Source organism: Azotobacter armeniacus (assembly GCF_054779355.1).
Genome location: NZ_BAAGYK010000008.1, coordinates 1 through 14,098 on the forward strand (window position 1 = coordinate 1; position 14,098 = coordinate 14,098).

Sequence of the window (14,098 nt, forward strand, 5' to 3'; positions counted from 1 at the left end):
GTACCTCATATCTCTTGGTCGAGACAGAAGGCTCCCGATGATCGTATCACACGGTCAAACCTCAAGGAGTCCCCCGGCTAAGCCGGGGGATTACCTTATTTATTTATTTTTGCCAGGAGGCCTCGATCTCAATTTCCAAATCGAAACATAAATGTCATTTTCCGCCACCCGGCGCGTCGTACCCCCGGACGGGTCCGGCTCATGGACAACCTGTAAACTCATCTGGAGAAAAGGAACACATGAACAAGTTCACTCTGACCCTGGCCGTGACGGCAGCCATTCTGGGTCAGACTCTGTCACAACAGGCGGGCGCCGCGGGCTTCTTCGAAGACAGCAAGGCCACGCTCAACCTGCGCAACTTCTATTACAACCAGGATGTCCGCAACGAGGACCGCGGCGGCGCCGAGGAGTGGGGCCAGGCCTTCGTCCTCGACTATCAGTCCGGCTTCACCCAGGGCACCGTCGGCTTCGGCCTTGATCTGCTGGGCTCCTACGGTCTGCGCCTGGATGCCGGCGGCGATGCCGACAAGGCGGCCTCCGAGGTTGACCGCATTCCGGGGCAGCTCTTCCCGCTGGAGAGCAATGGCAAGGCTACCCGCGACTTCAGCCGGCTCGGCGTGACCGGCAAGATGCGCTTCTCGCAGACCCTGGTGCAGTACGGCACCCTGCGCCCGCGCCTGCCGGTGGTGATCGCCAACGACGGCCGCCTGCTGCCGCAGACCTACGAGGGCGGGCAGATCACCACCAACGAGCTGAAGGACTTCACCTTCATCGCCGGCAAGCTGGAACACTCCACCGAGCGTAATTCCAGCAACAGCGACAGCCTGTCCATCGAGGGCTCGAACAACGCCAAGACCGGCCAGTTCAGCAACGAGTTCTACTACGGCGGCGTCGACTACAAGGTCAACAAGGACCTGTTGCTGCAGTACTACTACGGCAACCTGCGCGACTTCTACAAACAGCACTTCCTCGGCCTGACCCACAACTGGGCGCTACCGGCCGGCGCGCTGAAGACCGACCTGCGCTACTTCGACAGCGACTCCGACGGCGAGAACGCCAGCGCCTCCGGCCGTGCCGAGGGCTACCGCGCCAACGGCTACTGGGGTGCCGGAAGCTCCAATCGCCATGAGGTGGACAACCGCGTGTGGAGCGCCATGTTCACCTACAGCCTGGGCGGCCACTCGCTGGGCGCCGGCTACCAGAAGATCACCGGCAACAGCGACTTCCCCCACCTCAACCAAGGCGCGGGCCGGGTGCTCTACCTGATCACCGACGCCCAGATGCACAAGTTCCACAATGCAGGCGAGAACACCTGGGTACTCAAGTACGCCTACGACTTCGCCAAGGTCGGCGTACCGGGCCTGAGGGCCGGCCTGAACTACTTCAGCGGCGACGACATCGACGCCGCCGGCAGCGACCGCCGCGAGTGGGAGCGCGACTTCCGCCTGGATTACACAGTGCAGGACGGCATGTTCAAAGGGCTCGGGCTCACCTGGATGAACGGCATGTGGCGCGGCAACGATGCCCGGGACCTGGATGAAAACCGCCTGATCGTCAACTACAGCATTCCGCTGCTCTGAGCGCTTCCCCATCGAAATCGCAGGGACGCGATTTCACGCGGAGTCGCCTGGCGCAACGCCGGGTCCCGCGCGAGGATGGCTCGCCGTCCGGGTAGCCCCCACTACAGCGCCTCCTCCTCGACCTGCTCGACCCCACTCGCCTCAATAGCATAGGCGGCGTCTGCCAACTCGTTGCTGACCTTCTCCACCCGCAGCCTGCCGTCCACCCACAGCGGGATCGAGATATCGTCCAGGCGGATGCCTTTCGGATAACGGATCAGGACGATCTGGTTTGGCGGCGGCGGCGGCAGGTGGATGCAGGCGCCGGGATAGGGAACCAGGAAGAAGATGGTGCTGCGCCCCTTGCCGTCGTTCTCCAGCGGCACCGGATAGCCGCCCAGGCGGATCTCCCGGCCGTTCAGCTCCGGCACCGTCCGCGCCGAGTACATCACCGCTGGCAGGTTCCCGGCCTTCTGCTTGAGGCCGCCCTTGGCAGTGAAGTCGCCATCGACCTCCGGCGTGTCGTGACTGATGTCCGGCATGTCTTCCAGGGCCTGGCGGTCGTCATCGGGCATCAGTTCCAGCCAGTCCAGTTCCGGCGGTTCGGCGTGCGACAGGGAGCTGGCGAAAAGCAGGGCGAGAAGGAACGGTAGTCGGCGCATGGAATCGAATCGGCGATTGAAGGGGGGAGGCAAAGCGAACGACATGATGGCATCGACTGGGGCACTGATAAAGAGCGGCGCCCCGGGGTTGGCGATGAGCCATGGGCATCTTCGCCCGACAACATTGAAAAGCAGCAGCATTTGGCTATACCGCATTAAAATGGCTTGTTAGCGTCAGCCCCCCTACGCAGCCCACGGCGAGTCATGCGCATGAAAACCCGTTCCCCGATCTTAGCCTTCTTGCTGGCCTGCGCATGCGTTGCCGTCATGCCCAGCGTCCAGGCCACCGACAAGACCCCGTCGGCCCGCATGCCGCCCCCCCTGGAGCTGGCCTCCGCCAGTGCCCTGGTGGTCGATCTGAACAGCGGCCGGGAGCTGTTCGCCAGCCACCCGGACGTGGTCGTGCCGATCGCCTCGATCAGCAAGCTGATGACCGCCGTAGTGACCCTGGATGCCAATCTGCCGCTCGGCGAGGTAATCCCGGTGCTCATCCACGACACCCACGAACTGCGCGGCGTCTACTCGCGGGTGCGGGTCAACAGCCGCATCAGCCGCAAGGAGATGCTGCGCCTGGCCCTGATGTCCTCGGAGAACCGCGCCGCGGCGAGCCTCGCGCACAACTATCCGGGCGGCCATGCGCGCTTCGTCGCGGCGATGAACGCCAAGGCCCGCGCGCTGGGCATGAGCAGGACCCACTTCGTCGAGCCGACCGGCCTGTCGGAACGCAACGTCTCCACCGCCCGCGATCTGGTGCGGCTGCTCAGGGCCGCGCGGCAGTACCCGCTGATCCGCCAGCTGAGCACCACGCCGGGCCAGAGCGCGCGCTTCCAGAAGCCGAACTACGTGCAGAACTTCAACAACACCAACCCCCTGGTGCGCAACCCCGCCTGGCGCATCGAGGTCACCAAGACCGGCTTCATCAACAAGGCGGGCCACTGCCTGGCCATGCTCGCAATGGTGCAGAACCGCCCCGTGGCCATGGTGCTGCTGAACACCTTCGGTAAGCACTCCCATGTCGGCGACGCTACCCGCGTGCGGCGCTGGCTGGAAACCGGCAAGACCACCCCGGTCCCCCTGGCGGCCAAGCGCCACAAACAGCAGAAGCTCCTGGAATGGCAGAAGACCCAGGTCACCGCTACCGCTCAGGATTTGCGCAGATAGCCGTATATGACCAGCAGGACGACGGCGCCGATCACCGCGCCGATGAAGCCGGCGGCCTCGCCGGCGCGGTAGATGCCCAGCGCCTGGCCGCCGTAGGTGGCCACGAGCGAACCGCCGATACCGAGCAGGATGGTCATGATCCAGCCCATGGGCTGCTCGCCCGGCTTGATAAAGCGCGCGACCACGCCAATCAGCAGGCCGATGAGGATAGTGCCGAGGATGCCCATCGCAGAGCCCTCCCAGAAGACCGTGACACCCTCAGCCTAGTCGCGCTCCTGCGCGCTCGCCATCCAGGCAGCGGACCGCGGGCTGCACTCAGCCCCTGGCGATCAATGCCTCGACCTCGGCGATGCGCGCCTCGAGGGTCGGCAGATCTCGGCAACGCAGGGTGGCGTGGCCAACCTTGCGCCCGGCCTTGAAGGCCTTGCCGTAGTGGTGCAGGTGGCAGTCGGCGATGGCCACCACCCGGTCCATCGGCGGCACCTCGCCGATGAAGTTGAGCATGGCGCTCTCGCCCACCTTGGCGGTGGAGCCGAGCGGCAGCCCGGCCACCGCACGCAGATGGTTTTCGAACTGACTGCACTCGGCGCCTTCGATGGTCCAGTGCCCGGAGTTGTGCACCCGCGGGGCGATCTCGTTGGCCTTGAGACCGCCATCCACCTCGAAGAATTCGAAGGCCAGCACGCCGACGTAGTCCAGCTTCTCCAGCACGCGACCGACGTAATCCTCGGCCAGGGCCTGCAGCGGATGCTCGCAGCTGGCCACCGACAGGCGCAGGATGCCGCTCTCGTGAGTGTTGTGCACCAGCGGGTAGAAGCGCCTCTCGCCGTCGCGGCCACGCACGGCGACCAGCGACACCTCGCCGGTGAAGGGTACGAAGCCTTCGAGGATGCACGGCACACTGCCCAGCTCGGCGAAGGCGCCGGCAACGTCCTCGAGCTTGCGCAAGACCTTCTGGCCCTTGCCGTCGTAGCCCAGGGTGCGGGTCTTGAGCACCACCGGCAGGCCGATCTCGGCCACGGCAGCGTCCAGGTCGACCTGCGAGTGAATATTGGCGAATTCCGGGGTAGGAATGCCGAGGCTGCGGAACAGGCTCTTCTCGAACCAGCGGTCACGGGCGATGCGCAGGGACTCGGCGGAGGGGTAGACGGGAACGAACTGGGAGAGGAAGGCCACGGTCTCGGCCGGCACGCTCTCGAACTCGAAAGTGACCAGATCGACCTCGTCGGCCAGTTGGCGCAGATGATCCTGGTCGCCATAGTCGGCGCGGATGTGCTCGCCGAGGGCGCTCGCGCAGGCATCCGGCGCCGGGTCGAGGAAGGCGAAGTTCATGCCCAGCGGAGTGCCCGCCAGGGCCAGCATGCGGCCCAGTTGGCCGCCACCGATCACGCCGATCTTCATGTCAAAGCCCCTTTCTCACGCTTCGCGCGGGTCCGGATTGTCGAGCACGGTGCGGGTCTGCTCGTCGCGAAAACGCTTGAGCGCCTCGTGGAACTGCGGGTGCCTGGCGCCGAGGATGCTGGCGGCGAGCAGCGCGGCATTGATCGCGCCGGCCCGACCGATGGCCAGGGTGGCGACCGGCACGCCGGCCGGCATCTGCACGATCGACAGCAGCGAATCGACCCCGGAGAGCATCGACGACTGCACCGGCACGCCGAGCACCGGCAGGTGGGTCTTGGCCGCACACATGCCCGGCAGGTGGGCGGCGCCGCCGGCCCCCGCGATAATCACCTGGATGCCGTGGGATTCGGCCTGCTCGGCGTACTGGAAGAGCAGATCCGGAGTGCGGTGGGCGGAAACCACCTTGACTTCGTTGGGGATGCCCAGCTTGTCCAGCATCTCCACGGTGTGACAGAGGGTGCTCCAGTCGGACTTGGAACCCATGATCACGCCTACCAGTGCGCTCATCGTCGTGCCTCTTCGTTGGCGCCCGCAGGCGCGTCAAAAACAACAAGCCACGCTGGCAGGGCGTGGCTTGGCAAGGGAAGCGAACCGCCTCGAGTTGCGAGAGGGTCGCATTATCAAGCGGCGGAGTATAACCCAAAGCCGAGCTCGGGAGTGCAGGGGCGTGGACCTCCTGTCCGGGTTACCATGAATGCTCCACCTTCCCGAGTATCAGGCCATGTCCGCGATCAACCACCTCATGGTCCTCTACAGCGGCGGCACCATCGGCATGCAGGCCAGCCCCGGCGGTCTGGTGCCGGCCGCAGGCTTCGACGCACGCCTGCGCGAACGGCTGGCCGCCGAGCCGCAGCGCCGCGTGCAGCCCTGGCGCTACCGCGAGCTGAGTCCGCCGATCGACAGCGCCAACATGAACCAGGGCCACTGGCTGGCCATGCGCGACGCCATCGTCGCCGCGGTGAAGGAAGACGATTGCGACGCCGTGCTGCTGCTGCACGGCACCGACACCCTGGCCTACAGCGCCGCGGCGTTGAGCTTCCTGCTGCTCGGCCTGGGCGTGCCGATCGTGCTGACCGGCGCGATGCTGCCGGCGGACGCCCCGGGCAGCGACGCCTGGGCCAACCTGTTCGGTGCCATGGACGCCCTTGCGCAGGGCGTGGCGCCCGGCGTGCACCTCTACTTCGGCGGGCGCCTGCTGCACGGCGCCCGCGCCAGCAAGCTGGGCAGCGCGACCTTCGAGGCCTTCGCCGAGCTGCCGCGCCAGCGCCACGGCGAACGTGCCGCCGCCCTGCCCGCCGAGCTCGACTACCACCGGATTCGTCACCCGGTGAACCTCGCCGTGCTGCCACTGTTCCCCGGCCTGCAGGCGGCGCAGCTGCGCACCCTGCTCGGCAGCGGCGTACAAGGCCTGGTGCTGGAGTGCTACGGCAGCGGTACCGGCCCCGCGGGCGACGCCGAACTGCTCGAGGTGCTGCGCGAAGCCCGCCGGCGCGGCGTAGTGCTGCTCGCCACCAGCCAGTGTCCCCACGGCCATGTGGCGTTCGGCGTTTATGCCGCCGGCAACGCCCTGCGCGATGCCGGGCTGGTCGGTGGCGACGGCATGACCCGCGAGGCGGCTCTCGGCAAACTGTTCGCCCTGCTCGGCGCCGGCCTGACGGCGGACGAGACCGAACACTGGCTGGCGCTGGATCTGTGCGGCGAATGCGCCGACTAGTGGCATTTTCAGGCAACACCAGCCGCAATCCCCGGCACGGCGGCTCTCAGCTCCCTCTCCCCGGCGGGGAGAGGGTTGGGGAGAGGGGGGAATCCGCACATGCCCTACCCTGGCCAGCTCGGCAGGATGAGCGCGGACAACCTGAAAACACCCGGGATCTAATACAGCCCGCAGCTCAGCACCTCGGCCTCGGCCAGCTCCCGCCCCGAGGCGTCGTAGAGCACGCCCTGGACCTGGCTGGCCAGGGCCCAGGCCTCCAGCCGGTAGCGCTGCCCGGCGGCGAAGCCGGGGTAGCGCAGGCGCAGCGTACAGGTCGTTGCCAGGGGATTGCGGCCCATCGGATTGCCCTGATAGTAGTAGCGGAAAGTCGCCTCCAGCTCGTGGGCGCCGGGACCGACCTGGAAATAGCGGCCGTCGCTCAGCCGCTTGCCGTCCAGCCGCTCGGCCATCAGCAGGCTGGTCACCTCGCGGGCCTCCAGCTCGACCCAGGCCATCTTCGGGTCCGGCTCGGGCAGCGGACTGGCACAGGCGGCCAGCAGGAGGGGGATGGTCAGCCAGGGGAATCGTTGGTGCATCGGCGGCCTCGCGGGAAGGAAGCGCCGGCGCCTCAGGCTCCGCTGCTGCAGCCGCTCTCCCGACCGCTCGCCACCACCCGACGCTGGCCGTCATAAAGTTTGGCCCAGGGGCGGAAACCGACATCGCCGACTTCCAGACTATAACGCTGGCCTGCGGTGAATTCCTTATAGTTCAGGCGGATCAGGCAGTTGCGCTCATAGGGCGCGCTTTCCGAGCCAATGTTGCTGCCCGACACCTCGAAGCGGTAGCGCATGCCCAGCTCGTGGTAGCCAGGGCTGACCTGGAAGAAACGGTGGTCATCCAGCGCCTTCCTGTCCACCTCGGCGGCGCGCAGCGAATGGGGTATCTGGGGGTTCAACTCGATCCAGGCCTGGCCGGGATCATGCCGCGGCATCAGCAGGTTACAGCCACCGAGGGTCAGCAGACAGGGAAGAAGAATGAAGGCACGCATGACAAGGCTCCGGGTTGTCGTGGTTATGGAACGGGTGGGCAATGGAAAAACCGGGCCGGCTCCCTCAGCATCGAAGCCGGGGGATTATCCGCCTGCTGCCTGTACACTCCATGATGCGTGGGCGAGCGAGCCGCTCACTTTTCTTGAACGCCTTCAGGCCCACCAAGTTCGCCGGATGAAACTTTTCAGCTCACTCGACAACCTTACCCTGCGCGGGGTTCCCCTGTTGCTAGCCGTCTGTCTGAACGGTTGTTCCACTCTCGACTATTACGGTCATCTGGTCGGCGGACAGCTCGAGCTGCTGCACCGGCGCGAGCCGGTCGCCGCCGTGATCGCCGACCCGGTCCGCGACCCCGTGCTGCGCCAGCGCCTCGCCGAGGCCCAGCAGGCCCGCCGCTTCGCCAGCGCGCGGCTCGGCCTGCCGGACAACGACAGCTACCGCCTCTACGCCGACCTCGGACGGCCCTACGTGGTGTGGAACCTCTTGGCCACCGAGGAATTCTCGGTGGAGCCGCTCAGCCACTGCTTCCCGATCGCCGGCTGCGTCGCCTATCGCGGCTACTACCAGCCCGGCCGGGCACGCGGCGCGGCGGCGCTGCTGCACCAGCAGGGGCTGGACACCTTCGTCGGCGGCGTGGAGGCCTATTCCACCCTCGGCTGGTTCGCCGACCCGATCCTCGCCGGCATGCTGCGCCACGGCGACGACGCCCTGGCCGCGCTGATCTTCCACGAACTGGCGCACCAGCGACTCTACGTGCCGAACGACACCGCCTTCAACGAGTCCTTCGCCAGCTTCGTCGAGCGCGAAGGCCTGCGCCAGTGGCGCGCCAGCCGCGGCCTGCCGCCGCCGGACGAGCGGCGCGCCCATCAGGGCGAGCAGTTCACCCGCCTGGTGCTGGACACCCGCGAGCGCCTGCGCGAGCTCTACGCCAGCGGCCTGCCAGCGAGCGAGATGCGCCAGCGCAAGGCGGCCGAGTTCGAGCGCCTGCGCCTGCGCTACCGGGCGCTGCGCGACGGCGAGTGGCAGGGCGACCGCCACTACGACGCCTGGGTCGAGGGCCCGCTGAACAACGCCAAGCTGCTGCCGTTCGGCCTGTACGACGGCTGGCTGCCGGCCTTCAAGGAAATATTCCGCCGCGCCGGCCAGGATTGGCCACGCTTCTATGCCGAAGCCGAGCGCCTGGCGCAGCTGCCCGCCGCCGCGCGCGAACGACGCCTGGCCGAACTGCAGGAAGGCGCGACACCTGCCATTGCCATCCAAGAGGACAATCCATGAACAGAAGTTGTCTTGCCCTCTCGCTCTGCCTGCTGAGCACCCCGCTGCTGGCGGCGATCAAGCCCTGTGCGGAACTCAAGGAAGAGATCGAGGTAAAGATCCAGGCCGCCGGCGTGACTTCCTACACCCTGGAGATAGTGCCCAACGCGGAAGTGACCGACCCCAGCATGGTGGTCGGCAGCTGCGAAGGCGGCACCAAGAAGATCATCTACCAGCGCAACGACGGCGCCCGCCGGAGTGATTCCCCTCCCCCCGTCCCTGCGCAGAGAGGGGACGCGGACTGATCCACGCCCGGCCAGTTCCGGCCGAGGCGACGGCAGTTGCAGGTCCTGGGTGGCCTGGGCCTGGTCGACTGTGATCGGGATCAGGACTTTTCGGCGAACGAAAAAACGGCGAGAAGGTCACTCTCGCCGTTTTTCCGTAATTTTTACTTCTTCCTTCGAGTCATCGTCCTGATGAATCGCTCTCCTGCGAAGTCCTTGGCCGCCATCCTGGTCAGCCGGTGCCGATCCGTCGACACAGGCGCAATACTACGGGTCTGACCAGCGACCGATAAGAGGACAAGTGCTTGAATCCGTGTAAGCGATGGCCTACATGTCCGGAAGCATGCCTTGTTGATGTCCTCCCCCCACCTGAAGCTGGGGGGGACTCCTACGGCGCCCCGCCGGTTTTGCGGGGTCGCTATCGCCGGCGAGCCCATCGACGAACCGATCGTCGGTCACGGCCCCTTCATGATGAACAGCGAAGATGAGATACGCCAGTCGATCCGGGACTTCCGGGCCGGTGAGTTCGGGCGAATGAACCCCCTGATGCCACACCGTCAGGCGGATTGCGTCCTAATCTGAATATTCCCACAAATGAGTTGTGGGCCTTGCGGGCACTTCGCCCGCAAGGCCAGGGGCGGGTTTTCTCAACAACCGCGAGGACATGACCATGAGTGCCTTTGCACACGCCGCCAGCTTCATCAGCAAGATCCCGAAGATCGACCCAACGACGCGGCGATGCTGCTGATCGACCATCAGAGCGGACTGCTCCAGACGGTGAAGGACATGCCAATGCCGGAGCTGCGCGCCAATGCCATCACCCTGGTCAAGGTCACCAGCCTGGCGAAGATTCCCGTCATCACCACCGCCTCGGTACTCCAGGGGCCCAACGGTCCGCTGACTTCCGAGATCCACGAGGCGGCCAAAACTGGATGGAGCCGTCCGGGCGCGGCGCAGTGGGCCGAGGCCTACAGCCAGATCTTCCCGCACTACCAATTGCTGATCGAGAGCCACCTCAAGGCCCAGCAGGTAGCGAAGGACAACGAAGCGCTGGATTCGCAGCACCAATGATCCCCTGCCATGCGCCGAACGGGGCATGGCGTGCATGAGAAGCAAGGAGAACCCAGATGGCTATCCCCTACAAACGCCTCGACAGGAGTCAGGCCGCCGTCCTGCTGGTCGACCACCAGGCCGGCCTGCTGTCCTTGGTCCGCGACATCGAGCCGGACATGTTCAAGAACAACGTGCTGGCCCTGGGCGACCTGGCCCAGTACTTCAAGCTGCCGACCATCCTTACCACCAGCTTCGAAAGCGGCCCCAACGGCCCGCTGGTACCCGAGTTGAAAGAGCAGTTCCCCGAGGCGCCGTACATCGCCCGCCCCGGCCAGATCAACGCCTGGGACAACGAGGAGTTCGTCACGGCGGTGAAGGCCACCGGCAGGAAGCAGTTGATCATCGCCGGCGTGGTCACCGAGGTCTGCGTGGCCTTCCCGGCCCTGTCGGCCATCGAGGAGGGGTACGAGGTGTTCGTGGTCACCGACGCCTCCGGCACATTCAACGAGGTCACCCGGCATTCCGCCTGGGACCGCATGTCCGCCGCCGGTGCGCAGCTGATGACCTGGTTCGGCGTAGCCTGCGAGTTGCATCGCGATTGGCGCAACGACATCGAAGGCCTGGGCACACTGTTCGCCAACCACATCCCGGACTACCGCAACCTGATCACCAGCTACACCACGCTTGCCTCCGGCAAGTGAGCGCTGTTCACAGATTCAACCTGTATCCAGGCCAGTCGCCCGAATGCCCCGTGCCGTGGCTCAGTCCTCGTGATCCGCGACCAGGTGCGGCTCCTTCAGCGGCAGGTAGTTCTCGGCCAGGTGCTGGTCCTTCAGGCGCACGTAGTTCTCGGCGCTGTAGCGGAAGAAGTTGCGCTCCTTGTCGTTCAGCGGGCGCGCCTGCTTCACCGGGCTGCCGACGTACAGGAAGCCGCTCTCCAGCGTCTTGCCGGGCGGCACCAGGCTGCCGGCGCCGATGATCACCTCGTCCTCGACCAGCGCGCCGTCCAGCACGATGGCGCCCATGCCGACCAGCACGCGGTTGCCGATGCGGCAGCCGTGCAGGGTCACCTGGTGGCCGACGGTGACGTCGTCGCCGATCTCCAGCGGATAGCCGTCCGCGTTGAACGGTCCGGCGTGGGTGACGTGCAGCACGCTGCCGTCCTGGATGCTGGTGCGCGCGCCGATGCGGATACGGTGCACGTCGCCGCGGATCGCCACCTGCGGCCAGACCGAGCTGTCGGCGCCGATCGCCACGTCGCCGAGCACCACGGCGGTGGGATCGACGAAGACCCGTTCGCCCAGCGTCGGAGTGATGCCCTGGAAGGTTCTGATGCTCATGCTGAAGACTCCATGTGGGGTGCCGTATCGTCCCGAACTGGCCCGGCGGGCGCAATAGCGCGGGCCGCCGCTCAGAAATCCACGGTCGCCGACAGCGTGGCGGTGCGCGCCGCGCCCCAGGACACCCGGTTGCTGGTGCCGCCGCTGGAGATGAAGTATTCCTTGTCGGTCAGGTTGTCGACGTTCAGCTGCAGCTCGGTCTTCTTGCCGATCACATCCGGCAGCGTCCAGGCGACGAAGGCGTCGTAGGTGGTGTAGCCGGGCAGCTCGAAGCTGTTCGCCGAGTCGCCCTCGCGCGAGCCGACGTAGCGGGCGCCGCCGCCGAGCCGCAAGGCGCCGGGCAGCACGCTCTGCGGCAGGTCGTAGGAGAGGAACAGTCCGGCGACGTTGTGGGCGACGTTGACCAGTTCGTTGCCCTCGTTGGCCGGCGAGTCCTCGAGCACCTCGGTATCGGTGTAGGCGTAGTTGGCGACCAGGTTCCAGCGCTCGCCCAGCTGGCCGTTGAGGCTGGCCTCCAGGCCCCGCGAGCGGGCCTCGCCGATCGCCCGGGTGACCTGCTCGCCGTCGATGGTCTCGGTGGTCTGGATGTTTTCCTTGCGGATGTCGAACAGCGCGACCAGGCCCGACAGCCAGCCGTTGTCGTAGCGCAGGCCGACCTCGTACTGGCGGCCCTCCTCCGGGTCGCTGCCGCCATCCACCAGCGTGCCGGAGGCGATGACGTTCGGCTTGTAGGACTCGCTGTAGTTGGCGTACAGGGAGAACTCGTCGTCCAGCTTGTAGACCAGGCCGGCGAAGGGCAGGTTCTTGCTCTTGTTCAGGTTGGTGCCGATCTGGCTGGGAATGCCCGACCAGTCCCGCTGACGAAAGCGCTGGTGGCGCAGGCCCAGGGAGAGGATCCAGCGCTCGCCGACATGGATGTTGTCCTTGACGTAGGCGGACAGCATGCGCACCCGCGAGCGGTGCTGGCTGTTGCTCGGATTGACCTCATCGTCCTGTTTCAGGTCGCCGTAGTGCGGCGAATCCGGATCGAAGCCCCAGGTGTTGGGCCCCTGGTAGAAGAAGCCGTTCGACTCGTCGTGGCGTTCGTGGTCGGCGCCGAGGGCCAGTTCGTGGCGCAGGCCGCCCAGCTCCAGGTCGTTGAGCCAGTCGAGGGACGCATAGTTGCGGGTCCGCTCGACGTCCGGATTGCTGCGAAAACGCCGGCGCAGCTCGCCGGTCGCCGGGTCGTAGGCGTTCGGATCGGCCTGGTAGTCGCTGTAGGCGTTCTCGTTCCAGCCATAGTTGAAACGCAGGCGCGAGGTCGGCGAGAAGCGGTACTCCATGGCCAGGCTGGCGTACTGGCGCTGGCCGTCGATCCGCGTCCAGTGCTCGTCGAGCCGGTGGTCGCGGTTGCCGACCGCATGGCCGTCGTAGAAGAAGGCGCCGCGGTCGAGGACCGAGGTGTAGTCGGAATACTCGTAGGACAGGTTGGCCGAGAACGCTTCGCTCTCGAAGGCCAGCGACGGCGCGACCAGCTTGTCGCGGTTGACGCCGTAGTTGCGCCAGTAGTCCTCGTCCTTGTGCTGGCCGATCAGGCGAAAGGCGAAGCCGCTCTCGCCCAGGGGACCGGACAGGTCGAAATAGCCGCTGCCGCCGCCCTCGCTGGACAGCTGTCCGCCCAGGGTGCTGCGCCAGTGGTAGGTGGGCTTCTTGCTGACGACGTTGATCACCCCGCCCGGCTCCTGCATGCCGTAGAGCAGCGAGGCCGGGCCCTTGAGCACCTCGACTCGCTCGGTGGTGACGCTGTTGTAGTTGCGCCCTTCGCTGGTGCGGATGCCGTCGCGCAGGACCCCGCCGTCGCTGCCGTTGCCGAAACCGCGCTTGACCAGCGAATCCTGGGTGCCGCCGAAGCTGTTGCCGATGGTGATGCCGGGGACGAACTTGATGGTCTCCTCCAGATCGCTCACCGCGAAGTCGTCCAGCACCTGCTGGGTGACGCTGTAGGCCGTCTGCGACTGTTCCAGGAAGGGCGTCTCGAACTTGTCGCCGATGGCGCTTTCCGACGTCCGGTAGGTCCGGTCGTCCGTTGCTGCACTGACTGTGACCGCCCCCAGCTCCAGCGCACTGCCGGTATCCGCCAGGGCCTGAATTTCATAGCGTCCGGCCTGGGTCGGCACGGCCTGCAGCCCGCTGCCGCCGAGCAGGATGCGCAGCGCCTGTTCGACCTCGTACTGGCCCTCGAGCGGCTGGCTGCGCTTGCCGGCGGTGAGGGCGGCATCGCCGGCAAGGTAGATGCCGGCCTGGGCGGCGAACTGGTTGAGCCGCTCGGCCAGCGGGCCGGCGGGAATCTCGTAGTGCTGCATCTGCAGTTGTTCGGCGGCATGACTGGCGCTGCCATAGAGCAAAGCTGGCGCACCGGACAGGACGCATGGAATGGCCAGCGTCAACGGGGCGAGGGGGAAGCGGGAGCGGCGGGCTTGGCGTGGTGACATGGGGTTTCCCTTACTGCATTTCGGTCGGCAGGAGGCCGTTGTCACCAGCTAATTCGGATGAGCAGAGAAAACCGGAAGCGAAAATGAGAATTTTTATTAATTTCCTCGACCGATGACCGACGACTGGGGAAGGCGCTGCGCCCTGTCCCTCGAGGACGGCTGCAATCGCGC

Annotated in this window: 15 protein-coding genes and 1 pseudogene; 8 read left to right on the plus strand and 8 right to left on the minus strand. The window is 66.3% G+C overall.

Annotated features, from left to right (window positions below; all coding sequences use genetic code 11):
- Positions 1-239: 239 nt before the first annotated feature.
- Positions 240-1,580, plus strand: coding sequence for an OprD family porin (locus ACYVD0_RS02355; RefSeq protein ID WP_460425301.1), 1,341 nt, complete (start codon positions 240-242; stop codon positions 1,578-1,580).
- A 101-nt stretch (positions 1,581-1,681) separates the two neighbouring features.
- Here the strand turns inward: ACYVD0_RS02355 and ACYVD0_RS02360 are convergent, their stop codons facing one another.
- Positions 1,682-2,221 carry a DUF3299 domain-containing protein gene (locus ACYVD0_RS02360; protein WP_460425302.1) on the minus strand — a complete coding sequence of 180 codons (540 nt, stop codon included), beginning with the start codon at positions 2,219-2,221 and terminating at the stop codon, positions 1,682-1,684.
- 210 nt (positions 2,222-2,431) lie between these two features.
- Here ACYVD0_RS02360 and pbpG point away from each other — a divergent pair, with 210 nt between their 5' ends.
- Positions 2,432-3,382 (plus strand): D-alanyl-D-alanine endopeptidase, encoded by a 951-nt coding sequence (gene pbpG / locus ACYVD0_RS02365; protein ID WP_460425303.1) that lies wholly within the window; start codon positions 2,432-2,434, stop codon positions 3,380-3,382.
- On the opposite strand, the gene ACYVD0_RS02370 is transcribed toward pbpG, so the two are convergent.
- The 3 genes from ACYVD0_RS02370 to purE all read right to left on the minus strand — a co-directional run bounded on the left by ACYVD0_RS02370 (position 3,364) and on the right by purE (position 5,290).
- Positions 3,364-3,609: a GlsB/YeaQ/YmgE family stress response membrane protein gene (locus ACYVD0_RS02370; protein WP_460425304.1), complete on the minus strand. Its 246-nt coding sequence runs from the start codon at positions 3,607-3,609 to the stop codon at positions 3,364-3,366. The two genes, pbpG and ACYVD0_RS02370, sit on opposite strands and share 19 nt — an antisense overlap.
- Positions 3,610-3,697: 88 nt before the next feature.
- Positions 3,698-4,783 carry a 5-(carboxyamino)imidazole ribonucleotide synthase gene (locus ACYVD0_RS02375; protein ID WP_460425305.1) on the minus strand — a complete coding sequence of 362 codons (1,086 nt, stop codon included), beginning with the start codon at positions 4,781-4,783 and terminating at the stop codon, positions 3,698-3,700.
- 15 nt (positions 4,784-4,798) lie between these two features.
- On the minus strand, positions 4,799-5,290 hold the full coding sequence (gene purE / locus ACYVD0_RS02380; protein WP_460425306.1) for a 5-(carboxyamino)imidazole ribonucleotide mutase: 492 nt from the start codon (positions 5,288-5,290) through the stop codon (positions 4,799-4,801).
- Positions 5,291-5,504: 214 nt separating this feature from the next.
- Between purE and ACYVD0_RS02385 the strand changes: the two genes are divergently transcribed.
- On the plus strand, positions 5,505-6,497 hold the full coding sequence (locus tag ACYVD0_RS02385; RefSeq protein WP_460425307.1) for an asparaginase: 993 nt from the start codon (positions 5,505-5,507) through the stop codon (positions 6,495-6,497).
- 158 nt (positions 6,498-6,655) lie between these two features.
- Here ACYVD0_RS02385 and ACYVD0_RS02390 read toward each other — a convergent pair whose 3' ends face one another.
- Together ACYVD0_RS02390 and ACYVD0_RS02395 are read right to left on the minus strand one after the other, a co-directional pair.
- Positions 6,656-7,072: a PA0061/PA0062 family lipoprotein gene (locus tag ACYVD0_RS02390; protein WP_460425308.1), complete on the minus strand. Its 417-nt coding sequence runs from the start codon at positions 7,070-7,072 to the stop codon at positions 6,656-6,658.
- Between the two features lie 32 nt (positions 7,073-7,104).
- A complete protein-coding gene (locus ACYVD0_RS02395) occupies positions 7,105-7,524 on the minus strand; it encodes a PA0061/PA0062 family lipoprotein (RefSeq protein ID WP_460425309.1) in 420 nt (139 codons plus the stop codon).
- Between the two features lie 175 nt (positions 7,525-7,699).
- On the opposite strand from ACYVD0_RS02395, the gene ACYVD0_RS02400 reads away from it, so the two are divergent.
- The 5 genes and pseudogenes from ACYVD0_RS02400 to ycaC all read left to right on the plus strand — a co-directional run bounded on the left by ACYVD0_RS02400 (position 7,700) and on the right by ycaC (position 10,817).
- A complete protein-coding gene (locus ACYVD0_RS02400; protein ID WP_460425310.1) occupies positions 7,700-8,800 on the plus strand; it encodes an aminopeptidase in 1,101 nt (366 codons plus the stop codon).
- Positions 8,797-9,084, plus strand: a complete 288-nt coding sequence (locus ACYVD0_RS02405) for a DUF1161 domain-containing protein (protein WP_460425311.1) — start codon at positions 8,797-8,799, stop codon at positions 9,082-9,084. The genes ACYVD0_RS02400 and ACYVD0_RS02405 overlap by 4 nt, the downstream gene beginning before the upstream one ends.
- Positions 9,085-9,372: 288 nt before the next feature.
- Positions 9,373-9,645 (plus strand): pirin-like C-terminal cupin domain-containing protein, encoded by a 273-nt coding sequence (locus tag ACYVD0_RS02410; protein WP_460425335.1) that lies wholly within the window; start codon positions 9,373-9,375, stop codon positions 9,643-9,645.
- 88 nt (positions 9,646-9,733) lie between these two features.
- Positions 9,734-10,134 (plus strand): annotated as a pseudogene (locus ACYVD0_RS02415) (cysteine hydrolase family protein).
- A gap of 56 nt (positions 10,135-10,190) precedes the next feature.
- Positions 10,191-10,817, plus strand: a complete 627-nt coding sequence (gene ycaC / locus ACYVD0_RS02420) for an isochorismate family cysteine hydrolase YcaC (RefSeq protein WP_460425312.1) — start codon at positions 10,191-10,193, stop codon at positions 10,815-10,817.
- A 60-nt stretch (positions 10,818-10,877) separates the two neighbouring features.
- Here ycaC and ACYVD0_RS02425 read toward each other — a convergent pair whose 3' ends face one another.
- Both ACYVD0_RS02425 and ACYVD0_RS02430 read right to left on the minus strand, forming a co-directional pair.
- Positions 10,878-11,456, minus strand: coding sequence for a gamma carbonic anhydrase family protein (locus tag ACYVD0_RS02425; RefSeq protein WP_460425313.1), 579 nt, complete (start codon positions 11,454-11,456; stop codon positions 10,878-10,880).
- A 71-nt stretch (positions 11,457-11,527) separates the two neighbouring features.
- Positions 11,528-13,927: a TonB-dependent siderophore receptor gene (locus tag ACYVD0_RS02430; RefSeq protein WP_460425314.1), complete on the minus strand. Its 2,400-nt coding sequence runs from the start codon at positions 13,925-13,927 to the stop codon at positions 11,528-11,530.
- Positions 13,928-14,098: the final 171 nt, after the last annotated feature.